This window comes from Cellulosimicrobium sp. CUA-896 (assembly GCF_001942335.1).
Classification (GTDB): Bacteria; Actinomycetota; Actinomycetes; order Actinomycetales; family Cellulomonadaceae; genus Cellulosimicrobium.
Genome location: NZ_MKKH01000005.1, coordinates 71,313 through 93,479 on the forward strand (window position 1 = coordinate 71,313; position 22,167 = coordinate 93,479).

General features: G+C 76.4%; 25 protein-coding genes, 4 pseudogenes and 1 riboswitch. Of the genes and pseudogenes, 15 read left to right on the top strand and 14 right to left on the bottom strand.

The features are described 5' to 3' along the window. Positions 1-45: 45 nt before the first annotated feature. The gene (locus tag BJF88_RS02230) at positions 46-735 is read left to right on the top strand and encodes a FadR/GntR family transcriptional regulator (protein ID WP_075827591.1); all 690 of its coding nucleotides are present in this window, start codon (positions 46-48) and stop codon (positions 733-735) included. Positions 736-739: 4 nt separating this feature from the next. Here the strand turns inward: BJF88_RS02230 and BJF88_RS20950 are convergent, their stop codons facing one another. The 4 genes and pseudogenes from BJF88_RS20950 to BJF88_RS18795 all read right to left on the bottom strand — a co-directional run bounded on the left by BJF88_RS20950 (position 740) and on the right by BJF88_RS18795 (position 4,174). Beyond that, entirely contained in the window at positions 740-1,876 is a 1,137-nt protein-coding gene (locus BJF88_RS20950; protein ID WP_255371685.1) for a sulfate/molybdate ABC transporter ATP-binding protein, read from the bottom strand. A 243-nt stretch (positions 1,877-2,119) separates the two neighbouring features. Then, positions 2,120-2,896, bottom strand: a pseudogene (locus BJF88_RS20955) (ABC transporter permease); the annotation flags it as partial. A gap of 10 nt (positions 2,897-2,906) precedes the next feature. After that, positions 2,907-3,773, bottom strand: coding sequence for a molybdate ABC transporter substrate-binding protein (gene modA, locus BJF88_RS02240; RefSeq protein WP_075827593.1), 867 nt, complete (start codon positions 3,771-3,773; stop codon positions 2,907-2,909). Continuing rightward, a complete protein-coding gene (locus BJF88_RS18795; protein WP_075827594.1) occupies positions 3,770-4,174 on the bottom strand; it encodes a molybdopterin-binding protein in 405 nt (134 codons plus the stop codon). The genes modA and BJF88_RS18795 overlap by 4 nt, the downstream gene beginning before the upstream one ends. A gap of 232 nt (positions 4,175-4,406) precedes the next feature. Between BJF88_RS18795 and BJF88_RS02250 the strand changes: the two genes are divergently transcribed. From BJF88_RS02250 to BJF88_RS02260, 3 genes are all read left to right on the top strand, one after another. Beyond that, the gene (locus tag BJF88_RS02250; protein ID WP_075827616.1) at positions 4,407-4,886 is read left to right on the top strand and encodes a GNAT family N-acetyltransferase; all 480 of its coding nucleotides are present in this window, start codon (positions 4,407-4,409) and stop codon (positions 4,884-4,886) included. A gap of 135 nt (positions 4,887-5,021) precedes the next feature. Then, entirely contained in the window at positions 5,022-5,690 is a 669-nt protein-coding gene (locus tag BJF88_RS02255) for a PAS and ANTAR domain-containing protein (protein WP_075827595.1), read from the top strand. Positions 5,691-5,747: 57 nt separating this feature from the next. Continuing rightward, positions 5,748-6,257, top strand: a complete 510-nt coding sequence (locus BJF88_RS02260) for a molybdenum cofactor biosynthesis protein B (protein WP_075827596.1) — start codon at positions 5,748-5,750, stop codon at positions 6,255-6,257. An 87-nt stretch (positions 6,258-6,344) separates the two neighbouring features. On the opposite strand, the gene BJF88_RS19405 is transcribed toward BJF88_RS02260, so the two are convergent. The 4 genes from BJF88_RS19405 to moaC are packed head-to-tail and all read right to left on the bottom strand — an operon-like array spanning position 6,345 to position 8,027. Beyond that, on the bottom strand, positions 6,345-6,536 hold the full coding sequence (locus tag BJF88_RS19405) for a MoaD/ThiS family protein (protein WP_075827597.1): 192 nt from the start codon (positions 6,534-6,536) through the stop codon (positions 6,345-6,347). A gap of 45 nt (positions 6,537-6,581) precedes the next feature. Next, positions 6,582-6,863, bottom strand: a complete 282-nt coding sequence (locus BJF88_RS20155) for a DUF6457 domain-containing protein (RefSeq protein ID WP_075827598.1) — start codon at positions 6,861-6,863, stop codon at positions 6,582-6,584. Beyond that, on the bottom strand, positions 6,860-7,531 hold the full coding sequence (locus BJF88_RS02275) for a molybdenum cofactor guanylyltransferase (protein WP_075827599.1): 672 nt from the start codon (positions 7,529-7,531) through the stop codon (positions 6,860-6,862). The genes BJF88_RS20155 and BJF88_RS02275 overlap by 4 nt, the downstream gene beginning before the upstream one ends. A gap of 7 nt (positions 7,532-7,538) precedes the next feature. Then, entirely contained in the window at positions 7,539-8,027 is a 489-nt protein-coding gene (moaC, locus tag BJF88_RS02280) for a cyclic pyranopterin monophosphate synthase MoaC (RefSeq protein WP_075827600.1), read from the bottom strand. Positions 8,028-8,181: 154 nt separating this feature from the next. On the opposite strand from moaC, the pseudogene BJF88_RS20960 reads away from it, so the two are divergent. Next, positions 8,182-8,550: pseudogene (locus BJF88_RS20960) on the top strand (AIM24 family protein); the annotation flags it as partial. A 261-nt stretch (positions 8,551-8,811) separates the two neighbouring features. Here BJF88_RS20960 and glp read toward each other — a convergent pair. After that, entirely contained in the window at positions 8,812-10,176 is a 1,365-nt protein-coding gene (gene glp, locus BJF88_RS02290; RefSeq protein WP_083648794.1) for a gephyrin-like molybdotransferase Glp, read from the bottom strand. Between the two features lie 104 nt (positions 10,177-10,280). Between glp and BJF88_RS02295 the strand changes: the two genes are divergently transcribed. The 3 genes from BJF88_RS02295 to BJF88_RS20965 all read left to right on the top strand — a co-directional run bounded on the left by BJF88_RS02295 (position 10,281) and on the right by BJF88_RS20965 (position 13,049). Further along, a complete protein-coding gene (locus BJF88_RS02295) occupies positions 10,281-11,030 on the top strand; it encodes a PAS domain-containing protein (RefSeq protein ID WP_075827601.1) in 750 nt (249 codons plus the stop codon). 40 nt (positions 11,031-11,070) lie between these two features. Next, positions 11,071-11,934 (top strand): SDR family oxidoreductase, encoded by an 864-nt coding sequence (locus tag BJF88_RS02300; protein ID WP_075827602.1) that lies wholly within the window; start codon positions 11,071-11,073, stop codon positions 11,932-11,934. A 908-nt stretch (positions 11,935-12,842) separates the two neighbouring features. After that, positions 12,843-13,049, top strand: coding sequence for an ANTAR domain-containing protein (locus tag BJF88_RS20965; protein WP_255371679.1), 207 nt, complete (start codon positions 12,843-12,845; stop codon positions 13,047-13,049). A 46-nt stretch (positions 13,050-13,095) separates the two neighbouring features. On the opposite strand, the gene BJF88_RS20970 is transcribed toward BJF88_RS20965, so the two are convergent. Both BJF88_RS20970 and BJF88_RS22900 read right to left on the bottom strand, forming a co-directional pair. After that, positions 13,096-13,221: a hypothetical protein gene (locus tag BJF88_RS20970; RefSeq protein WP_255371680.1), complete on the bottom strand. Its 126-nt coding sequence runs from the start codon at positions 13,219-13,221 to the stop codon at positions 13,096-13,098. Between the two features lie 245 nt (positions 13,222-13,466). Further along, positions 13,467-13,802, bottom strand: a pseudogene (locus BJF88_RS22900) (PAS domain-containing protein); the annotation flags it as partial. 119 nt (positions 13,803-13,921) lie between these two features. On the opposite strand from BJF88_RS22900, the gene BJF88_RS02315 reads away from it, so the two are divergent. Then, the gene (locus BJF88_RS02315) at positions 13,922-14,443 is read left to right on the top strand and encodes a DUF6328 family protein (RefSeq protein WP_222843908.1); all 522 of its coding nucleotides are present in this window, start codon (positions 13,922-13,924) and stop codon (positions 14,441-14,443) included. Between the two features lie 27 nt (positions 14,444-14,470). Further along, positions 14,471-15,175 carry a DUF1361 domain-containing protein gene (locus BJF88_RS02320; RefSeq protein WP_075827604.1) on the top strand — a complete coding sequence of 235 codons (705 nt, stop codon included), beginning with the start codon at positions 14,471-14,473 and terminating at the stop codon, positions 15,173-15,175. 39 nt (positions 15,176-15,214) lie between these two features. Here BJF88_RS02320 and BJF88_RS02325 read toward each other — a convergent pair whose 3' ends face one another. Continuing rightward, positions 15,215-15,481 (bottom strand): DUF4235 domain-containing protein, encoded by a 267-nt coding sequence (locus BJF88_RS02325; protein WP_075827605.1) that lies wholly within the window; start codon positions 15,479-15,481, stop codon positions 15,215-15,217. Between the two features lie 113 nt (positions 15,482-15,594). Next, positions 15,595-15,698: riboswitch (TPP riboswitch) on the top strand. A gap of 73 nt (positions 15,699-15,771) precedes the next feature. Between BJF88_RS02325 and BJF88_RS02330 the strand changes: the two genes are divergently transcribed. From BJF88_RS02330 to BJF88_RS02350, 5 genes and pseudogenes are all read left to right on the top strand, one after another. Then, on the top strand, positions 15,772-16,866 hold the full coding sequence (locus BJF88_RS02330; RefSeq protein WP_075827618.1) for a thiamine ABC transporter substrate binding subunit: 1,095 nt from the start codon (positions 15,772-15,774) through the stop codon (positions 16,864-16,866). Beyond that, a pseudogene (locus BJF88_RS02335) lies at positions 16,842-18,559 on the top strand (ABC transporter permease). The gene BJF88_RS02330 and the pseudogene BJF88_RS02335 overlap by 25 nt, the downstream one beginning before the upstream one ends. 139 nt (positions 18,560-18,698) lie before the next feature. Further along, entirely contained in the window at positions 18,699-19,640 is a 942-nt protein-coding gene (locus tag BJF88_RS02340) for an ABC transporter ATP-binding protein (protein ID WP_083648795.1), read from the top strand. Next, on the top strand, positions 19,637-19,846 hold the full coding sequence (locus BJF88_RS02345) for a hypothetical protein (RefSeq protein WP_139315870.1): 210 nt from the start codon (positions 19,637-19,639) through the stop codon (positions 19,844-19,846). Before BJF88_RS02340 ends, BJF88_RS02345 begins: the two co-directional genes overlap by 4 nt. A 71-nt stretch (positions 19,847-19,917) precedes the next feature. Beyond that, on the top strand, positions 19,918-20,238 hold the full coding sequence (locus BJF88_RS02350) for a DUF4235 domain-containing protein (protein WP_075827607.1): 321 nt from the start codon (positions 19,918-19,920) through the stop codon (positions 20,236-20,238). Positions 20,239-20,271: 33 nt separating this feature from the next. On the opposite strand, the gene BJF88_RS02355 is transcribed toward BJF88_RS02350, so the two are convergent. Next, positions 20,272-20,958, bottom strand: coding sequence for a response regulator transcription factor (locus BJF88_RS02355; RefSeq protein ID WP_075827619.1), 687 nt, complete (start codon positions 20,956-20,958; stop codon positions 20,272-20,274). Beyond that, positions 20,955-21,947, bottom strand: coding sequence for a sensor histidine kinase (locus BJF88_RS02360; protein ID WP_255371681.1), 993 nt, complete (start codon positions 21,945-21,947; stop codon positions 20,955-20,957). The genes BJF88_RS02355 and BJF88_RS02360 overlap by 4 nt, the downstream gene beginning before the upstream one ends. Between the last annotated feature and the right edge of the window lie 220 nt (positions 21,948-22,167).

The window sequence follows — 22,167 nt, forward strand, 5'->3', positions numbered from 1 at the left end:
GCAAACAATTGATAGCACCAATCGATGGGACGTAGGCTCGCCGTCATGGCGACGACGGCACTGCACACCACGGTGCTGGACGCGCTCGGACGGCGCATCACCAGCGGCGACGTCGCCGTGGGGGCGCCGCTGACGCTCGACGCGATCGGCACCGAGTTCGGGGTGTCGCGCACCGTCGCGCGCGAGGTCATGCGGCTCCTCGAAGGACTCGGCCTGGTGCGCTCGCGGCGGCGCGTCGGGCTCGTCGTCCTCGGCATCGAGGAGTGGAACGTCCTGGACCCGCGCGTGATCCGCTGGCGCCTCGAGGGCCCGGGCCGCGACGACCAGCTCCGCTCGCTCACCGAGCTGCGCCACGCCGTCGAGCCGCTGGCCGCCGCGGGTGCGGCACGCCATGCGCCGGCGCCTGTGCGCGACGAGCTCGTCGCCGTCGCCGCGCGCATGCGCCGGCTCGGCGAGGCCGGTGACCTCGAGGAGTTCCTCGCCCTCGACGTCCGCATGCACGAGCTGCTGCTGCGCTCGAGCGGCAACGAGATGTTCGGCGCGCTCGCGGAGGTCGTCGCCGAGGTGCTGAGCGGCCGCACGCACCTCGGTCTCATGCCGGCCGCGCCGGTGCCCGAGGCGCTCGACCAGCACGAGGCTGTGGCGCACGCCGTCGCCGCCGGCGACCCGGATACCGCGGAGGCCGCGATGGCGGCGATCGTCGGGGAGGTGCGCCGGGCCCTCGACCGCGGGTAGCGGCTCAGCGGACGTGGACCGACACCTCCGCGGCCTTGACCACGAACCAGGCCCGCTCGCCCGGGACGAGCCGCAGCTCCGCGACGGCCGGTGGCGTGAGGTCGGCCGCGAGCCGCGGCGCGGAGCCCTTGTCCGCGCCCGCGCCCGCACCCGCGCCAGCGCCCGGCCCCGCGTCCCGGTGCCCGGGGGCGAGGTGGCCCCATACCCGCAGCAACGGGCCGTGCGGTTCGACGCCCGTCACTTCGACCGCGTAGGCGTTGCGGGGGCTGCCCTCGGGCGTCGCCCGGTGCACCGCGACGGCGCGGGGTCCGAAGACCGCGACGGCGTCCGCCCCCGGGCGGGCGTCCTCGTCCGTCGTCCCGACGACGCGCGCGGCCCCGCCCTCGACCGCGACCGTCGCGGAGCGCCCCGCGGACGCGTCGTCGCCCGGCACGCCGACCTCCGTGAGCGTGCCCGCGAGGAGGTTCACGCCCGCGAGCCGCGCCGCGAACCGCGACCGCGGCCGGGTGAGGACCTCGCCCGCAGGCCCGTCCTCCACGACCCGGCCGTCCTCGAGGACGACGGCGCGGTCCGCCAGCACGAGCACGTCGAGCAGGTCGTGGGTGACGAGGAGCGTCGTGCGCGGCCGTGCGCGCTGGGCGTCGTGCAGCGCGGTGCGCACCTGCTGCGCGACGGCGACGTCGAGCGAGGCGAGGGGCTCGTCCAGCAGCAGCACGCGGGGGTCCGTCGCGAGCGCGCGGGCCAGGGATGCGCGCTGCGCCTGACCGCCCGACAGCGCGGACGCGGCGCGTCCGGCGAGGTCCGTGGCGCCGACGCGGTCCAGCGCGCCGAGCGCCGTCCGGCGCGCACGGGCCGCCCTCTCGCCCCGGGCCCGGGGGCCGAACGCGACGTTGCCGACGACCGACAGGTGCTCGAACAGCAGCGGGCGCTGGCTGAGCCACGCGACGCGTCGACGCCGGGGCGGCTCGCGCGTGACGTCCGCGCCGTCGACCACGACGTGCGCGCCGTCCAGCTCGCCGGTCGGCAGCAGGCCGGCGACGGCCTGGAGCAGCGTCGACTTCCCGGCACCGTTCTCGCCGAGCACCGCCACCACCTCGCCCGGCGCGACCGCGAGGTCGACGTCGAGGCCGCGACCGGGCATCCGTGCGCGCACGGTCAGCGCGGCGGGCGGTTCGATCGGCGGCTCGGCGGGCGGCTCGAACGGCGGCGCGACGGGCTGCTCGGTGACGTCCTCCGGCGCCGTCCGCGCCGTCCGCGCCGTCCCCGCCGCACGCCCGCGGTACCGCCGCGCCGCGCCCGTCCGCCTGGGCGTGCCCCGCCCGGTCGTCCCACCAGGGGCCGCACCCGCGCGCCCGGCCGCGCCGGCGCCGTCGAGCAGCCGGGGACCGTGGACGGCCGCGGTGACGACCGCCGCGACGACGACGAGCACGAGCGAGAGCGCGACCGCGGCGTCCGGGTCCGCGACGCGCTGGAGGTAGATCTCGAGCGGGAGCGTCTGCGTCACGCCCTGCAGGGCACCGGCGAACGTGATCGTGGCGCCGAACTCGCCGAGGGCGCGGGCGAACGCGAGGACGGTGCCCGACGCGAGCGCCGGCAGCACCCGCGGGAGCGTCACGCGCCGCAGCACGGTCGTGGGTCGCGCTCCGAGGGTCGCGGCGACGTCCTCGTACCGGGTGTCCTGGGTGCGCAGCGCGCCCTCGAGGCTCAGCACGAGGAACGGCAGGGCGACGAACGTCTGCGCCATGACGACCGCCGTCGTCGTGAACGCGAGCTCCACGCCGAGCACCTCGAGGTGGCGGCCGAGCAGCCCGCGCCGGCCGAACGTGTACAGCAGTGCGATGCCGCCGACGACGGGCGGCAGCACGAGCGGCAGGAGCACCAGCGCGCGGGCGAGGCGCCGGCCGGGGAACGACGCGCGGGCCAGGACGAGCGCCATCGGCGCGCCGAGGACGACGCAGCACGCGGTGGCGGCGAGCGAGGTCCGCAGCGACAGCCCGAGCGCGTCGAGGGACGCCGGGGACGTGACCAGGGCCCACAGGCCGCCGGTGCCGTCGGGTGCCGGCGCGACGTCGACGCGCGCGACCATCGCGGCGAGCGGCACCACGACGAACAGCGCGCCGAGCACCGCCGGGACGAGCACCCAGCGGGGGAGCGTGCGCATCAGCGGGCCGTCACGGGGCGCCGAAGCCTGCGTCGGCGAGGGCCTCCCGGCCGGCGTCGCCCGTGACGAGGTCGACCCACTCCTGGGCGAGCTCCGCCTGGTCGGGCCCGGCCTCGGAGGCCGCGGCGAGGACCGCGACCGGGTAGGTGTTCACCGCCGCGGCCGCCTCCGGGACGTCGACGACCGCGACGTCCTGCCCGGCGAGCCTCGCGTCGGTGACGTAGACGAGTCCCGCGTCGGCCTCGCCCGACGTCACCTTCCCGAGCACGTCCGTGACGCTCGCCTCCTCGCTCACGCGGTGGAGCGAGACGCCGGCGGCGTCCTCGACGGCGTCGGTCGCCGCGCCGCACGGCACGCGCGGTGCGCACACGACGACGCGGACGTCGTCGTCGGCCAGGTCGGCGAGGCCGGTGACCTCGGCCGGGTTGTCGGGCGGCGTCACGACGGTCAGCGTGTTCGTCGCGAACACCACCGGGTCGCGCGCGTCGCCCGCCTCGACCACCCGCTCCATCGTGCGCTCGTCCGCCGTGGCGAGGACGTCGGCGGGGGCGCCCGCGAGCACCTGGTCGGCGAGGTCGGACGAGCCGGCGAACGACAGCGCGACCGTCACGCCCTCGTGCTCCGCCTCGAAGTCCGCCGCGATCTCGGTGAGCACGTCGCGCAGCGACGCGGCGGCCAGCACCGTGAGCGTCCGCTCCTCGGCGCCGCTGCCCGACGCCGCGCCGCCGTCCGCGCCCGACGCGCCGCACGCCGCGGTGAGCGCGACGAGCGCGCCTGCCGTGAGCGACGCGGCGGTCCGCCGTGGTCCACGCCGTGCCGGGGGAGCGGTGGCGGGCGTGCGTCGCCGTGCGAGCGGGCGCGCGGGCGCGGTGCTCACGCGGCCCCTCCCGGGGTCTCGACGACGACGTTGGTCGCCTTGACGACCGCGACGGCGAGGCTGCCCGGCTGCAGGTCGAGCTCGCGCACCGCCTCGGTGCTCATGAGGGACACGACGCGCTGCCCGCCGCACAGCATCTCGACCTGCGACATGACGCGGTCGCTCACCACGCCCGTGACGAGCCCGACGAACCGGTTGCGCGCGGAGCGCGCGACGCCGGACGGGTCCGGCACGGGACGGGCCTGCCCGGCGGCGAACCGGGCGAGCTCCGCGCCGTCGACCACCTTGCGCCCGGCGTCGTCGGTGCTCGCGGCGAGCTCCCCGCCGTCGACCCACCGGCGGACGGTGTCGTCGCTGACGCCGAGAAGACCGGCGGCCTGGCTGATCCGGAACTGCGGCATGAGGGCGAGGATAGCGCCGCATCTGCGGCGGCGTCGCGGCGCGGGGCGGGTCCCGCGGTGTCCTCCCACGCGTCGGTGAGGGACTCGTGCGGCGCGGCTGCGCCCCGAGCGCTGCACCTCCGCTCGGCAGATGCACCGCGACGTGCCCCTCTCGACCCGGAGTGCATCCCTCGGCCTGTGGCACTCTCGTCGCGTGAGCGACACGACCACCGCACCGCAGCCCGACCCCACGCTGCCCTCGGAGCCTGCCCGCGTCGTCGTCGCCGTGGAGGACCCGCAGGCCGGCGACGTGCTCGCGCTCCTCCAGGAGCACCTCGACGACATGTACGCCACGTCGCCGCCGGAGAGCGTGCACGCCCTCGACGTCGAGCGGCTGCGGGTCCCGGGGATCACGTTCGTCACCGCGCGGTCGGGGGACGGCACGCTGCTCGGCTGCGGCGCGCTCAAGCAGCACGACGCCGCGCACGGGGAGCTGAAGTCGATGCGCACCACCGCCGCCGCGCGCGGACGCGGTGTCGCGACGGCGGTCCTCGCGTTCCTCCTCGACGACGCCCGCCGCCGCGGGCTGGCCCGCGTGAGCCTCGAGACCGGCGCCGAGGAGTACTTCGCGGCCGCCCGCCGCCTGTACGCGCGGCACGGGTTCGTCGGGTGCGCGCCGTTCGCGGACTACACGGAGGACCCGAACAGCGTCTTCCTGACCCGCGAGCTCTGACCCGCGTGCTCTGACTCGCCGCGCACACCGCGTCACCCTCTGGTATCCAGGGGGTTACTTGTCCCGGGCGACGATCGCCATGAGTCAGGCAGCGGCTCCTTCGCGCGGCGTGCCCGGGATCCGAAGGGGCACGCCATGACTGCAGAACCTCTGGGGACCGAGCGCGCCCGCGCGGCGGGCGAGGGGGAGCTCGTCGGCCGCTACACCGTCGATCCGTCGACCGACCGCTGGTGGTGGTCGGACGAGACGTACCGCATCCACGGCTTCGCGCCGCACGAGGTGGTGCCGACGACCGACCTCGTGCTCGCGCACAAGCATCCCGAGGACCGCGACCGGGTCCGCGCGACGCTCGCGACGGCGGCCACGACAGGGGAGCCGTTCCGCAGCGTCCACCGGATCATGGACGGACGCGGGTGCGAACGGACGCTGGTCCTCGTCGGCGAGGGGCGCCGCGACCCCGTCACGGGCGCGGTGGTCGAGCTCGGCGGGTACTTCGTCGACGTCACGTCCGCGATCGCGCGTCGTGCCGGCGCGGTGGCCGACGAGAGCGTCCGCGCCGCGGCGGCGAGCCGCGGGCCCATCGAGCAGGCGAAGGGGATCGTCGCGTTCGCGCTCGGCACGGACCCGGAGGACGCGTTCGCCGTCCTGCGCAAGGCCTCGAACGACGCGAACGTGCCGCTGCGCGAGGTCGCGCGCCATGTCGTCGAGGCGGCCGTCGGCGCGGACCGCAGCGTCGCGCGGGTCGCGGCCGCCCTCGACGTGGCGCGCACCGCGCCCGCGCTCGACGGCTCGCGCGCCGCGTAGGCACCGCCCGGGCGTGCGCCCCCGGCCCCGCCCGCGGCTGCGTCGTTAAGGTGCCTCATGACGCAGACCGCAGGCCGCGAGGACGTCGCCGTCGCCGTCGTCACCGTGTCCGACCGCTGCGCGCGCGGCGAGGCGCAGGACCGGTCCGGCCCGCTGCTCGTGGAGCTGCTCGCGGCGGCCGGCTGGACGCGCGCGTCCACGGTGCTCGTGCCCGACGGCGCGGAGCCGGTCCGCGACGCGCTCGCCCGGGTGCTGGGCGAGGGCGCGCGCCTCGTGCTGACGACGGGAGGGACCGGTGTCGCGCCGCGGGACCGGACGCCGGAGGGGACTCGCCTCGTCGTCGACCAGGAGCTGCCCGGCGTCGCCGAGGAGCTGCGTCGCCGCGGGGCCGAGCACGTCCCGACCGCCGTGCTCTCGCGCGGCGTCGCGGGGACCGCCCCCGGCGCGGCGGGGCGCGCGCTCGTCGTCAACCTCCCCGGGTCGGTGGGCGGCGTGCGCGACGGGTGGGCCGTGCTCGAGCCCCTCGTGCCGCACGTGCTGGCGCAGCTCGCGGGCGGGGACCACTGACGGCTGCGACCGACAGCCGCGACCGACGGCTGTGGCCGACGATCGTGACCGACGGCTGTCCCGACGGCTGACCGACGGGACCGCGGCTCAGCCCCCGGCGAAGGGCGGCAGCACGTCGACGAGCTCGTCCTGGCCGACCGGGCCGGCGTCGTCGGACGCGCGCACGCCCCCGACGAGCAGGGAGCAGCGCGGCAGCACGTCCGCGAGCGCCGGGTGACGCCCGACGAGGGCGGCGTGCAGCTCGCCGACGGTCTCGGCGGGCACGGTCTCGGTCTCCACGCCCGCGGCGTCGCGGGCGCGGCGAAGTAGCGGACGGTCGCCACGTCAGGCCTCCGTGCCGGTGCCGGGCAGCTCTGGCTCGGGTGCCCACGCGAGCGCGAGCGTGCTCGCGCGGTCGAGCACGTCGTCGACGGCGAGGTCGGTGCTCCCGCCCGCGGCCCGGCCGGCGACATAGCCGGCGACGAACGCCGTCAGCGGGGCGGCCGGGCGCTCGACGTGGTGCGCGGCGTCGCGCGCGAGGTCGAGCACGCCGGCGATGTCGACGACGTCCGGGTCCAGGTCGAACTCGGCGGCGAGGGCGTCCACCCAGCGCTCGAGGTTGGTCATCGGTGCCTCCTGTCCTGGTCGTGGGCATCCTGCCACGTGTCCACGTCGCGCGTGTGGCCCGCGGTGTCCTCGACGAGGAGCGCGGGCAGGTCGCCCAGGAGCCGGTGCACCGGGGCGCCGTCGACGCCTCCCGCCGCGCGGATCCGCGCGACCGCGGCGTCGAGCGCCGTCCGTCGGTACAGGCCGACGAGCCATTGGTCGCGCCCGTCGCGCACGGCGCGGACGGCGTCGACGGGCGCGGGAGAGTCGGCGGGCCGGTCCACGGCGGCCAGCAGCAGCGGCACCGCCGCGGCGGCGCGCGGCACGTCGCACGCGAGCACGAGCACCCAGGCCGGGCGGAGCGTGCCGTCCCGGCCCGCGGCGTCCCGACCGGTGCCGTCCGGGCCCACACGGCCGAGCACGGCCAGCCCGGCGGCGATCGCCGCGACGGGACCGCCGAACGGCGGGTCCTCGCGCGTGAGGACGTACCGCGCGGGGTCGGCCAGCTCCCGGGGCCCGACGACGACCGTCGCCCCGGCGCCCGCCGTCGCGGCGAGCGCGTGGTCGAGCAGGCGACGTCCGGCCACGACGAGGCCGGGCTTCGGGGTGCCGAGGCGGCGTGCGCGGCCGCCGGCGAGGACGAGCGCGTCGAACGCGGGCCGCCCGCCCGCCGCGGAGGGCACCGTCATGCGGCGCTCATGTGCCGGCAGGGCCGGCCGCGTCGCGGTGCCAGTCGCCCGACTTCCCGCCGGTCTTGGCGACGAGCCGGACGTCCGTCAGCTCGACGGCCTTGTCGAGCCCCTTGACCATGTCGACGACGGCGAGGCCCGCGACCGCGACGGCGGTGAGCGCCTCCATCTCGACCCCGGTGCGGTCGGCGGTGCGCACCGTCGCGGTGATGTCCACCCCGTGGTCGCCCACGGTGAGGTCGACGACCGCGCCGTGCACGCCGATGACGTGGGCGAGCGGCAGGAGCTCCGCGGTGCGCTTGGCGCCCGCGATCCCGGCGATGCGCGCGACGGCGAGCACGTCGCCCTTGGGCACGGCGTCGTCGCGCAGGGCCCGCACGACGTCGTCGGAGCACCGGACCGTGCCGGTCGCCGTCGCGGAGCGGACGGTGGGCCGCTTCTCGGTGACGTCCACCATGCGCGCGTGGCCGCGCCGGTCCAGGTGCGTGAAGCTCATGGACGACACTCTTGCAGACCCTCTCGCGACGTCGCGCGCCCGGACCGTTGCGCGCCGGGGGCGCGGCCGCGAGGATCGGCGCATGCGCAGCTCACTCCTCGAACACGCCGAGCGTTCCGTCGAGCCCGGCAGCTTCCAGCTCCAGAACCCTCGCATGCTCAAGGTCGACCTCACCGGCACGGGCGGGTACTTCTTCGCCAAGCAGGGGTCGATGGTCGCCTACCAGGGCGACGTCGACTTCGCCTACGAGGGCAGCGGCAGCCTGGGGAAGATGTTCAAGAAGGCGTTCACCGGCGAGGGCATGTCGCTCATGCGCGTCTCGGGCAGCGGCGACGTGTTCCTCGCGCAGGACGCGGACGAGGTGTTCGTGCTGCACCTGGAGGACGAGGGCGTGACGGTCAACGGGGCCAACGTCCTCGCGTTCGAGAGCACGCTCACGTGGGACATCAACCGCGTCGAGGGCGCGTCGATGCTCAGCGGCGGCCTGTTCAACACGACGTTCCGCGGCACCGGGTCGATCGCCGTCACCGCGTACGGCACGCCGGTCGTGCTGGACGTCGACGTGCGACGTACGTCGACATGCAGTCCGCGGTGCTGTGGTCGACGTCGTTGCAGTCGTCGATCCGCAAGACGGCGAAGCTCGCGGCGGCGATCGGCCGCGGCTCCGGCGAGGCGTACCAGCTCGCGCTCTCGGGGCGGGGGATCGTCGTCGTGCAGGCCTCGGAGGGACACCCGCTGCCTCCGCAGAAGTGACCGGCGGGCGCCGGGTCGCCCGGCGCCCGGGTCACCGGAGCCGGAGGACGTGCACCTCGTCGCCGGGCTCGACGGCGACGACGTCCGCGGGCACGACGGCGACCGCGTCGGCGTGCGCGAGCGCCGACAGCCGGTGCGAGCCGGAGCCGCGCCCGTCGGCGTCGCCGGGAGCGTGCGCGCCGCGCGCCGGGACGACGCGCGCGCCGTCGGGCACGACGTGGCGCACGAGGACGAGCTGCTCGCGCCCGGCCGGTGACGACCACCCCGCGCCGGCCACGCGGGGCACGAGCGTGCGGCGCGGGTCGGCGACGCCCCGCAGCCGGTCGACGACCGGCCGGACGAACAGCTCGGCCGACACGGCGGCGCTGACGGGGTTGCCGGGCAGCGCCAGCCACGGCACGCCGCGCCAGCGCGCGAGGCCCTGCGGCTTGCCGGGCTGCATCCCCACGGCGACGAGGCGCGCGTCCGTCACCGCGTCCGCCCACGCCGTGCCGGTCCGGGTCGCGGGGTCGAGGACCTCGCGCACGACGTCGTAGGCCCCGGCGCTCACGCCGCCCGTCGTGACGAGGAGGTCGGGCGGGCCCGTCACTCCGCCCGGCCACGACGCGCCGAGCGCGGCGTCGAGGACGGCGACGACCGCGGCCGCGGTGTCCCCGACCCCGCCGCGGCGCACGACGTGCGCCCCGGCCGACCGCACGGCCGCCGCGAGGAGCACGGAGTTGGAGTCGGGGAGCATGCCGGGAGGCGGCGCGACCCCTGCCGCGACGAGCTCGCTCCCCGTGGACACGACGGCGACGCGCGGGCCCCGGTGCACCGGCACCTGCCCGTACCCGGTCGCGGCGGCGACGGACAGGTGGCGCGCGGCGAGGGTCGTGCCGGCCGTCAGCACGACGTCGCCGCGCCGCACGTCCTCGCCGCGGCTGCGGACGTGGCGGCGCCCGAGGCCGCGCACCTCGACCGTCGCCGGTCCCGTGTCCGCGGCGCCCGGCACGAAGCGCCCGGTGGAGGTCGACTCCACGGGGACGACGGCGTCGCACCCCACGGGCACCGGTGCGCCGGTCATGATCCGGGCGGCCTCGCCGGACCCGACCCGCCGCTCGTCGTCGGTCCCCGCCGTCCCGGACGGTCCGGCCCCGCCCGCGGGGACGTCGGCCACGACGCGGAGCACCGCGGGGGCCTGCGGCGTCGCCGCCGCGACGTCGGCGGACCGCACGGCGTACCCGTCCATCGCGGCGGCGTCGAAGGCGGGGGAGTCGAGGCGCGCCACGAGGTCGGCGGCGAGCACGAGGCCCAGCGCGTCGTCGAGGTCGCGCCGCTCGACGGGCAGCGGCTGCACCAGGTCCAGCGCGTCGTCGACGTGCTGGGCGATGCTCCGGCGGGGCGCGGGAGGGGCCATGCCCGCACGCTACCGAAGCCCGGATGCCGTCTCCTCACCCCTGGGTTACGTTGGTCCAGGAGTCATGAAGCGGCCCGAAACCCCCTGGATCCAGGAGGACTGACATGGCCTCGAACTCCATGACCGCCGACACCCCCGAGCGCACCGCACCCGTGCGGCCCGCGTCCCTCGCCGAGGTGCTGGCCCTGGGTACCCACCTCGTGGTGGGGCAGTACCGCGTCGAGCTCGGTTCAGGTTCCTGGTGGTGGTCGGACGAGGTGTACCAGATGCACGGGTGGGCGCCCGGCGACGTCGAGCCCGGCCTCGACGCGATGCGCTCGCGCAAGCACCCGGACGACCGGGCGCGCGTCGTGCGCGCCGCGACCGACGCGCTGCGCGCGGGCCGTCCGTTCTCGTGCTCGCACCGGATCGTCGACGGGCACGGCAAGGCGCGCTGCGTCGTCATCACCGGGCAGGGCCGGCGCGACGCGCGGGGCCGTGTCGTGGAGATCGCCGGGTACGTCGTGGACGTCACCCCCGCCCAGCGCGAGACGCTCGACCGCGAGGCGAACCGCGCCGTGACGCGCGCGTTCGTCAGCGCCGCGTCCGTCGAGCAGGCCAAGGGCGTGCTCATGGCGGTGCACGGCGTCGACGACGTCGCCGCGTCGCACCTGCTGGCCGAGGCGGCGGGCGCCGCCGGCGTGCCGGTCCAGGAGACCGCGGCCCAGGTCATGACGGCGCTCGCGAAGGCCGGCGGCATCGGGCCGACGGCGGAGGCCACCGTCGCCGGGGCCGTCGCCGCCGTGAAGCCCGTCGCCCGGCCCCACGCCCACGAGGCCCAGCTCGCGCGCCGCCGCGAGCCGAGCCGCCGCTGACCCGCACCCTTCCCCGCACGGACGACGACAGGAGGACCCGATGTCGCAGGACACGCCCGCCTTCCCGGCCCAGCAGCAGGAGCCCCCGGGCTCCACGGCCGCGATGGACCCCACGCCCGACCACGGCGAGCAGTCCTACCGGGGCAGCGGACGGCTCGAGGGCCGCCGAGCACTGGTGACCGGCGGCGACTCCGGCATCGGTCGCGCGGTCGCGATCGCGTTCGCGCGCGAGGGCGCGGACGTCGCGATCGGCTACCTGCCCGAGGAGCAGGAGGACGCCGAGGAGACGGCGCGCTGGGTCCGCGACGCCGGACGCCAGGCCGTCCTGCTCCCCGGCGACCTCACCGACGAGCGGACCGCGCGCGAGCTTCCCGGCCGGGCGTCCGCGGAGCTCGGCGGGCTCGACGTGCTCGTCAACAACGCCGGGTTCCAGTTCGCGCGGCGCGAGTCGTTCGCGGACGTCGCGACGGACGAGATCGACCGCGTCCTCAAGACCAACCTCTACGCGCTGCTGTGGGTCACGCAGTCGGCCCTCGAGCACCTGACGGAGGGGGCGAGCATCATCAACGTCTCCTCGATCCAGGCGTACCAGCCGTCGACGTCGCTCCTCGACTACGCGTCGACCAAGGCGGCGATCAACAACCTCACCGTCAACCTCGCGGCCGAGCTCGGCCCGCAGGGGATCCGGGTCAACGCCGTCGCGCCGGGGCCCATCTGGACGCCCCTGCAGCCCTCGACGCAGCCGCCGGAGAAGATCGAGAAGTTCGGGACGGACACGCCCCTGGGGCGCGCGGGGCAGCCCGCCGAGGTCGCGCCCGCGTTCGTCTTCCTCGCGTCGGCGGCGGAGGCGAGCTACGTGTCCGGGACCGTGCTCGGGGTCACGGGGGGCAAGCCCGTGTTCTGAGCGCACGAACCTCCTCCCTCGGGGCGTCGCCGGCTCGGTCGACCACCGGGACGCCCCAGGCCGGGAGGAGCGGGGGACGGGCGCACGCCGCCCGTCCGGGAGCGGGTCCGCCGCGAGAGCGACGGCGCCCATGGTCGGGACACCGGCCGCCACGCCTTGTGCGGGCGAGACGGCCACCGCTCCCGGTCCCGCCCGGGCCACGTGCCCGAGCGGGACCTCCGCCACCATCACCGGGCGCACGGTGCCGCCCGACCCTCCTCGACCGCCCGGGCGACGTAGCCTGGTGCCGACGAGAGGAGGCGGCATGACGACGACCGATCCTGAGCACCCCCGGGCCCGCGACATGGACGCGGAGGTCGTGACCTCCGACGAGCTCGCCGAGACCATTCGCGAGCTCGAGGACCGTGGCGTCTCCGGCGCGGTCGCCGACGCGGCGCGCACGCTCGCGGAGGAGCCCACCCTCCAGCAGACCCTCGACCGGGTCGTCGAGCTCGCGATGACCATGGTGCCCGGGTGCGAGGCGGCCGGCATCTCGCTCGTCGAGCGCGGCAGGATCCGCAGCGTGTCGGTGTCCGACCCGTTCGTCGCACGCGGGGACGCGTTGCAGTACGAGCTCGGCGAGGGCCCGTGCCTCGACGCGATCCGTCTCGCGACGGTCGTCGAGTCGCCCGACGTGGCCGCGGACCCGCGGTGGCCCCCTGGGCGCCGACGGCCGTCGACGAGCTCGGCGTGCGGTCGATGCTCGGCGTGCAGCTCTACACCTCCGCGGACGCCCACGGCGCGCTCAACCTCTACGCGACCTCCACCGGGCCTTCGACGAGGAGTCGCTCCACCTCGCGACGACGTTCGCGGCGGTCGCGGCGGCGGCGATCGCCGCCGCGCGCACCGAGGAGCAGCTCCAGTCGGCGGTGCGCACACGCACGCTGATCGGCCAGGCGCAGGGCATCATCATGGAGCGCTTCGGCCTCAGCGACGCGCGGGCGTTCGCCGTCATGAGCCGCGTCTCCCAGGACTCCAACGTCAAGCTCGTCGACGTCGCGCGCGACATCGTCAGCACCCGCCGCGTGCCCGGGACGGGACGGGCCGCAGGTCTCACCCCGGACCGACCGCGGTAGCGAGCACCGGGCGGGCGGGCGCGCACCGGTCGCGCCGGCGTCGCGGTCAGCCGCCGACGACCCTGCTGCTCGCCTCGGCGAGGACCTGCTCCACGAGCTCGCGCGTGCGCTCGGACGCGCCGTGCGCACGCAGGCCGTCGAGCAGGTCCCGCGCGAGGTCGCGGACGGGCACGTTCGAGTCGTTCGACCGCTTGCGCAGCAGCTCGAACGCCTCGTCGGGCCCACCCCGTACGCGATCATGAGCACGCCCCGCGCGCGCTCGATGACGGAGCGCGACACGTCCGCGGCCTGGATCGCGGCCGTCGCCTCGCGCTGCGCCACGACGCGGTGGGTCTCCGTGACGTCGACGAAGTACCCGGAGAGCTCCACGACCGCACCGGTCGCCCGGCTCCGCCGCCCCTGGGCGGCCACGACGAGCGTGCGAGCGTCTCCCGCCGCGTCCACGATGCGGTGCATGGAACCGAACGGCTCCCCGCTCCGGGCCGCGCGCGCGAGCGCCCGCGCGACGCGCTCGCGGTCCTCCGGGTGCTTGTGCGCGAGGACGAGCGTCGTCGTCGGCACGACCTCCCCGGGCGCGAACCCGTGCATCACGTACACCTCGTCCGACCACCACCAGCGGTCCGCGACGAGGTCGACGCGGAAGCGGCCCACGGGCTGGTCGTCGCCCGTGACGAGGGCCGCGAGGACCGTGTCGAGGGCGGCCGGGACCGTCAGTGCCGGTTCAGGAGGGTCGGAGGGCAGGGCGGCGTCCATCGATAGGGGTCCCCAGGGGTCGACGAAGGACGGAGCCGATTCCTGACCCCAGCAGATGGAACACTAACCCAGCCGGGTGCCGGGCGTCGGCACGGCACGGCAGCACGGGCGGAGGAGAGATGGCGGACGGGTACGAGCTGTCGCGCAGGTCGGGCGGATCGGGCGGATCCGGCGGCGAGGGCGACCGCGGGCGCGACGAGACGCCCGACGAGCGGTCCGACCGGAACTGGGTCGAGCTCCTCCAGGAGCTGCGCGTCATGCAGACGGGCGTGCAGATCCTCACGGGCTTCCTGCTCACCCTGCCGTTCCAGGCGCGGTTCGCCGACCTGGACACGTTCCAGGTGGGCGTCTACCTCGCGCTCGTCGGCCTGTCCGTCCTCGCCACCGGCCTCTTCGTCACCCCCGTCAGCCTGCACCGCGCCCTGTTCCGCAAGCACCGCAAGCCGGCCCTGGTCACGCTCAGCGACCGCGTGACGCGCGCCGGCATCCTCGTGCTCGCGCTCGTCTTCACCGGGACGGTGCTGCTCGTCGTCGACGTGGTCGTCAACCGGACCGCGGCGTTCTGGGCGAGCGGCGCCATCCTCGTCCTGCTCGTCGGGCTCTGGTTCGCGCTGCCGCGCGCGGCGGTGCGCGGGGTGTAGCCGGCGCGCGCGCCGTACCGTGGGCGCGTGCTCTGGTGGCTGTTCGGCGGCGTCGCGCTCCTCAACGTCTACGCGCTCGCGCTCGTCGTCGCGCGCGGGGTGCTCTACCGCACGCCGGTGTACCGGCCGATGCTGCTCAACCTCGCGCTGTCGATCGTCCCCGTGTTCGTGCTCGGCGTCGTCGTGCTCGCCCTCATGGCGCTCCTGGCGACGCAGGCGCCGACGGCGGTGACCGTCGTCGTCACCGTGGCGGGCTCGCTCGTGTGGCTCGTCCTGCTCCCGAACGCCGGTTATCTCGTCACCGAGCTGAACTTCAGCCACCGGCGCGACGACGACGGCGTGCCGCTGTGGTTCGACATCGTCGCGGTCCTCACGCTCGCGCTCTCGGGCGTGCTGAACACGGTCGTCAACGTGCTCGTCGCGCAGATGCTCTACGCCGTCCTGCGCTACCCCGACGACGACGCGCCGTTCCAGCGTCCTGGCTCGTGGATCGCCGTGGCCGTCGTGCTCGTGCTCGTCACGGTGGGCATCTACCTCGGGCGCTACGTCCGGTTCAACAGCTGGGACCTGCTGCACCCGGCGGCGTTCGTGCACAAGCTCGCCCAGCACCTACGGACTCCGGGCGTGCCCGCGCAGGCGGCGCTGTTCTGCCTGCTGCACTCGGTGCTGCTCGGCCTCGTCTACGTGGTCGTCGTGGGGCCGCTCACGACCCTGTTCGTGCGCGGCGGCTGACGCTGCTGTCCGTGCGCGGCGCCGGGCACGCGCCGCGGGTCAGCGCGGGCTGAGACGCGCGACGAAGCGCTTCGCGCCGCGCCCGGCGAACCGGCGCGCGAGGACGCCGACCCCGGCGGCGACGGCCGCGAACGTCACGGCCGAGACGATGCCGACCTCCTCGTCGTCGAGGTCCTTCGGCGCGTCGTGGCCCGTCGCCTTCGCCCAGACGAACGTCACGAGCTTCTGCGCCGCCCAGCCGGCGGCGAACGTCAGCGCGACGGTGCCGACCTTGACGGCCAGGGTCTGGTCCTCGGTGTCTGCCACGGGTGCTCCTTCACGGCCGGCCGGGTCGGCCGGTGTCGACGGGTGTGCTGCGCTCCACCGTAGCGGCTGACCTGGGCCCACGCCGCGCGGCCGCGCCGCCGGTGTAGGCTCACGGGGAACGACAGGGGAGCTCCCCGGGAGCTGAGAGTGCGGACCGCCGCAGACCCTCGAACCTGATCCGGTTAGCACCGGTGGAGGAAGTCGGGAATCTCGACCACCCGAGCGCGACGCCACGTCGCGCTGCGCGGGTGGAACCCCTCCTGAACGTCCAGGGAGGACACGTGCACCACATCACGACCCGCCGTCCCCGGTGCGCCCGCGCGCTCGCCGTCGCCGGCGGCACGAGCCTCGCGCTCCTCGCCCTCGCCGCGTGCGGCGGCGGCACGGAGGACGCCGACGGGACCGACGGCGCGGGCGGCGGCGGCGAGGGCGGCGGCACCGTCACGCTCGTCACCCACGACTCGTTCGCGGTCAGCGACGACGTCCTCGCCGCGTTCGAGGAGGAGAGCGGCCTGGACGTCGAGCAGATCGCGCCCGGCGACGGCGGAGCGCTCGTCAACCAGCTCGTGCTGACGAAGGACGCCCCGCTCGGGGACGCCGTCTTCGGCATCGACAACACGTTCGCCTCGCGCGCGATCGACGAGGGCGTGCTCGAGCCGTACACGCCCGCCGTTCTCTCCGACTCCGCGGCGCGGTACACGATCGGCGACGGCGAGCTCACGCCCGTCGACCTCGGCGACGTGTGCATCAACGTCGACCACACGTGGTTCGACGAGCAGGGCGTGCCCGAGCCCGTGACCCTCGAGGACCTGACGAGGCCCGAGTACCGCGACCTGCTCGTGGTCACCAACCCCGCGACGTCCTCGCCCGGCCTCGCGTTCCTGCTCGCCACCGTCGGTGCGTTCGGCGAGGACGGCTGGCAGGAGTACTGGACCGACCTGCGCGAGAACGGCGTCAAGGTCGTCGACGGCTGGTCCGACGCCTACTACGTCGACTTCTCCGGGGCCGACGGCGCCGGGCCGCGACCGCTCGTCCTGTCGTACTCCACGTCGCCCGCCTTCACGCTCACCGAGGACGGCACCGCGTCGACCACCGGCGCGCTGCTCGACACGTGCTTCCGCCAGGTCGAGCACGCCGGCGTCCTCGCGAACGCCGAGAACCCCGAGGGTGCCCGGCAGCTCGTCGACTTCCTGGTCGGCGAGGCGTTCCAGGCCGACGTCCCGGAGCAGATGTACATGTACCCCGCGGACGACTCCGTCGCGCTGCCCGAGGGCTGGGCGGAGTTCGCGCCGCTCGCCGAGCAGCCGTTCGACGTCGCGCCCGAGGAGATCTCGGCGAACCGCGACGAGTGGATCCGGGCGTGGACGGCGACGGTCGTCGACTGACCTCCGCGCCCGCCGTCGGCCGCGGCGTCCTGTGGGCGCTCGCGGCCGCGGTGCCGCTCGCCTTCCTCGGGGTCTTCTTCGCCTGGCCCGTCGCGACGCTCGTCGCGCGCGGCTTCGTCACCGACGGCGCGCTCGACCTGTCGGGGTTCGCCGAGACGTTCTCCCAGCCGCGCACGTGGCGGATCGTCGGGCTCACCCTGTGGCAGTCGGTGCTCGGCACGGCGTTCTCCGTGCTGCTCGGCGTGCCCGGCGCGTACGTGCTGTACCGGTGCCGGTTCCCGGGCCGCCGGGTCCTGCGCGCGCTGGTCACCGTGCCGTTCGTGCTGCCCACGGTCGTCGTCGGCGTCGCGTTCCGCTCGCTGCTCGTCGAGGGCGGGCCGCTCGGCTTCCTCGGGCTCGACGAGACGTTCGCCGCGATCGTCGTCGCGCTCGTGTTCTTCAACTACTCGGTCGTCGTCCGGACGGTCGGCGGCCTGTGGGAGCACCTCGACCCGCGGGCCGAGCAGGCCGCGCGCGCGCTCGGCGCCACCCCGTGGCGCGCGTTCCGCACCGTGACGCTGCCCGCCCTCACCCCGGCGGTCGCGAGCGCGGCGTCCATCGTGTTCCTGTTCTGCGCGACGGCGTTCGGCATCGTGCTCGTCCTCGGCGGCATCCGGTACGGCACGATCGAGACGGAGATCTGGGTCCGCACGACGCAGTTCCTCGACCTGCGCGCCGCCGCGGTGCTGTCCGTCGTCCAGCTCGTGGTGGTCGCCGCCGCCCTCACCGTCGCGAACCGCACGCGGGCACACCGCGAGCGCGCCCTGACCCTGTCGTCCGCGGCGAGCGCCGCGCAGCCGCTGCGGCTGTGGCGCGACGGCCGGCCGACGGGGAGCCTCGCGCCGGCCGCGCTGACCGCCGCTGTCGTCGTCGTGCTCGTCGGCCTGCCGCTCGGCACCCTCGTCGTGCGGTCGCTGCGCGTCCCCGGCGGCGGGTGGGGCCTCGAGAACTACGCGAACCTGGGCACGACCGGCGGCCGCAACGCGTTGTCGGTGACCGTGTGGGAGGCCGCCGGGAACTCGCTGCGCACCGCCGCCGTCGCGACGCTGCTGGCCGTGGTCGTCGGCGGGCTCGTCGCGCTCGTCGTCTCCCGCCGCCCCCGCTCCCGCGCGGGTCGCGCGCGATCGGCGCCCTCGACTCGGTGTTCATGCTCCCGCTCGGGGTGTCCGCCGTGACCGTCGGTTTCGGCTTCCTCATCACGCTCGACCGGCCGCTGGGGATCGACGTCGACCTGCGCACGTCCGGCCTGCTCGTGCCGATCGCCCAGGCCGTCGTCGCGATCCCGCTCGTGGTCCGCACGGTGCTCCCGACGCTGCGGGCGATCGACCCCCGCCTGCGCGAGGCCGCGGCCACGCTCGGTGCCGCTCCCGGTCGCGTGTTCCGCACCGTCGACGCGCCCATCGCGGCGCGCTCGCTCGGGCTCGCCGTCGGGTTCGCGTTCGCCGTGTCCCTCGGGGAGTTCGGTGCGACGTCGTTCCTCGCCCGACCCGACACCGCGACCCTGCCCGTCGTCATCTTCCGGCTCATCGGGCGGCCCGGCGCGGAGAACTACGGCATGGCGCTCGCGGCGAGCGTCGTGCTGGCCCTGCTCACCGCCACCGTGATGCTCCTCGCGGAGCGGTTGCGCGGCGACCGTCCCGGAGGAGAGTTCTGATGGTGCGACCCGTACCCGCCGACACGTCCGCGGACGTCTCCGCCGAGGCCCCCGTCGACGTGGCCGACGGCACGCGCGCGCCCCGCCGCGGCGACCCGCGCCGACCGGCGCCGGGACCCGGCCGGCGCGCGGGCTCGAGGTGCGCGACGTCGTCGTGCGGTACGGCGGGCAGGGACGTCGCGACCCGGCCACGACGGCGGTCGCGGACGTCTCGCTCGACGTCGCCCCGGGGGAGGTCCTCGCCCTGCTCGGGCCGAGCGGGTGCGGCAAGTCCAGCCTGCTGCGCGCGGTCGCGGGGCTCGAGCCCGTCGCGTCGGGCACGGTCGCGTTCGTCGGCCACGACCTCGCGGGCGTGCCCGTGCACCGGCGGGGGTTCGGGCTCATGTTCCAGGAGGGGCAGCTCTTCCCGCACCGCGACGTCGCGGGCAACGTCGCGTACGGGCTCGCGGGCCGGCCGCGCGCCGAGCGGGACGCGCGCGTGCGGGAGCTGCTCGACGTCGTCGGGCTCGCCGGGTACGAGCACCGACCCGTCGCGACGCTGAGCGGCGGGGAGCGGCAGCGCGTCGCCCTCGCGCGCTCGCTCGCGCCCCGGCCGCGGCTCCTGCTGCTCGACGAGCCGCTGTCCGCGCTCGACCGGGGCCTGCGCGAGCGCCTCGCCCAGGACCTGCGCGACGCCCTGCGGGCGACCGGCACGACCGCCGTCTTCGTCACGCACGACCACGACGAGGCCTTCACCGTCGCGGACCGGGTCGCCGTCATGGACGCGGGGCGGCTCCTGCAGGTCGCGCCGCCGGAGGAGCTGTGGCGCGCGCCGGCGTCGCGCCGCGTCGCGCAGTTCCTCGGGTACCAGGCGTTCGTGCCGCTCGACGCGCTGTCCGCGGCGCAGCGCGCCGCGGTGACGCGGGACGGTGCCGGGACGACGAGCGGTGTGGTCGCGGTCGGGCCGCGGGGCCTGCGCGTCGTGGGCCGCGGAGCGACGCCGGCGCCCCGGACCGGACCAGGCACCGGACGGCGGACGGCGCCGGCACGTGGAGCGGCACGGTGGTGGGCAGCGTGTTCCGGCGCGGCGCGACGGAGGTGACCGTCGACGTCGTGCTGCCCGGGACGCCCGACGATGCGTCGGCCCGCGTGGTGGCGCTCGCCGCCACGTCACCCGCCGAGTCATCCGGCGAGTCATCCGGCGAGTCACCCGCCACGGCACCCGCCGAGGGCGCCGGCACGCCCCGGCCCGGCGACGTCGTGCGCGTCGGGCTCGAGGCCGGAGGGTGCGCCGTCGTCCCGGGCTGAGCGGCCGGCGAAGCGTCGCCCCGGTCCCGTCTCGGCGAGCGACCCGGCCGGGGACGTCCTAGCGTCGAGTCATGAGCGACGCAGAGATCGGCGAGCACCTGCCCGAGAAGCACGGCAGCAAGTCGGCGAAGATCCTCTACCGCCCGGTCGGCATCGTGACGTCGATCCTCGGCGGGCTCGTGGCCGGCCAGGTGTTCAAGCAGGTGTACAAGCGCGTGGGCCCCGGCGACCGCAAGGACGCGCCCACGCCCCTGCAGTCGGAGTACCCGCTCAAGGAGATCGTCGTCGCGTCCCTCATCCAGGGCGCGATCTACGCGGTGGTGAAGGCGCTCATCGACCGCGGCGGCGCGCGGGTCTTCGAGAAGTGGACGGGGGAGTGGCCCGGCGACTGAGGACCCTCCGCGCCCGTCCGACCGGTCCGGGCGTCAGTCCTCGTCCGCCCCGGCCTCGTGGACGACGAGCGCCACCTGGGTGCGGTTCTCGACGCCCAGCTTGAGCAGCACGCTCGACACGTGGGCCTTGACGGTCGGCACGCTGAGGAACAGGCGTGCGCCGATCTCGGCGTTCGTCGCCCCGCGGCCGATCTCGACGGCGACGTCCCGCTCGCGCGCGGTGAGCCGGCCCAGCGCGGCGCGTGCCCGGCCGCGCGCGCCGCCGGCGTCCGCCGCGGACGCCATGAGCCGCCGCGCGATCTCCGGGGACAGCACCGGCTCGCCCGCGGCGGCGGCCCGCACCGCCGTGACGATCCGTTCGGGCGGCATGTCCTTGAGCAGGTACCCGGACGCCCCGGCGTGCAGCGCGCCCACGACCTCCTCGTCGGTGTCGAACGTCGTGAGCACGACGACGGCCGGCGGCGCGGTCCGGGCGCGCACGCGCCGGGTGGCCTCGATCCCGTCCACGCCCGGCATGCGCAGGTCCATGAGCACGACGTCGGTCGGGTGGGCGTCGAGCACCGCCGCGACCTCGGCGCCGTCGGCCGCCTCGCCGACGACCTCGATGCCGCGCGCGCCGTCGAGCATGAGGCGCAGGCCGGAGCGCACGAGCGCGTCGTCGTCGACGATGACGAGGCGTGTGGGCCGCTCCGCGCCGGTCGCCGCGTCCGGAGCCGTCATGTCCCCCACGGTAGCCGCACGTCGAGGACGAACCCCGGCGCGCGCCCGCCCGCGGCAGCGGTCTGCGCGGGGCCGGCGTCGAGCCGGCCGCCGAGCAGCGCGACGCGCTCGCGGAGGCCGACGAGCCCCGTGCCGGACCCGGCCCCGACCCCCGGCGCACCGGAGCGCACGAGCTGCGGACCGGCGTCGGACACGACGACCCGCACCGCGCCCGGCACCGACGACACGTGCACGGCCACCGGGCTGCCGGGGGCGTGCCGGCGCGCGTTCGTCAGCCCCTCCTGGACGACGCGGTAGGCCGCGACCCCGACGGCGCGCGGCGGGTCGACGTCGCCCGTCCGCTCGAGCGTCACGTCCCCGCCCGCGGCGCGCGCCTCGGCCACGAGCCGCGGCACGTCGCCCAGCCCCGGCTGCGGGACGAGGTCGGGCGCGGCGCCGGCCGCGTCGTCAGGGACCGCGCGCAGCACGCGCACGACGTCGCGCAGCTCCTCCAGCGCGGTGCTCACGCCCTCGCGCACGAGCGCCGCGGCCGCCGCGAGCCGGTCCGGCGGCGCGTCGGGGCGGTACTCGAGCGCGCCCGCCGTCGCCGCGAGGAGCGAGAGGCGGTGGGCGAGCGTGTCGTGCATCTCGCGGGCGATGCGCGCGCGCTCGGCGAGGCGTGCCTCCGCGACGCGACGCTCCTGCTCCGCCTCGGCCCGTCGCGCGCGCTCGCGCCACGACCGGACGAGCGCGGCCCGCGCCTGGCCGTACGCGCCCCACCCGAGCAGCGCGGCCTGCACCGCGGCGACGCACAGCAGCCACCAGCCGAGCGGGAGCGCGACCGGCCGCCACAGCGCCTGGACGGCGTGGCCGGCGAAGCCCGCGACCGCGACCGGCAGGGCCGTGCGGAGCGGGAACCAGCGCGCCACGTGCAGCGTGGCCAGCGTGGACGCCGGGGTGGCCGCGCCCGACACCGCGGCGAGCGCCGCGAGGACGAGCGACGCAGGCACGGCGCGGCGCGTGAACAGCAGGGGGGACGCGGCCAGCGCGAGGACCGCGACGGCGACGTCCAGCGCGCGACGCGTGCCGCCGTCCTCGAGCGACGCCGCCGAGGGCGAGGAGCGTGAGGACCGTGATCCCCGCCGTCGCGGCCGCGAACCACGGCCACGGCAGCAGCCGGGCGGTCGCGTCGCGCCGGGCCGTCGCCGTCGCGAGGACCGGCGGCCCGGC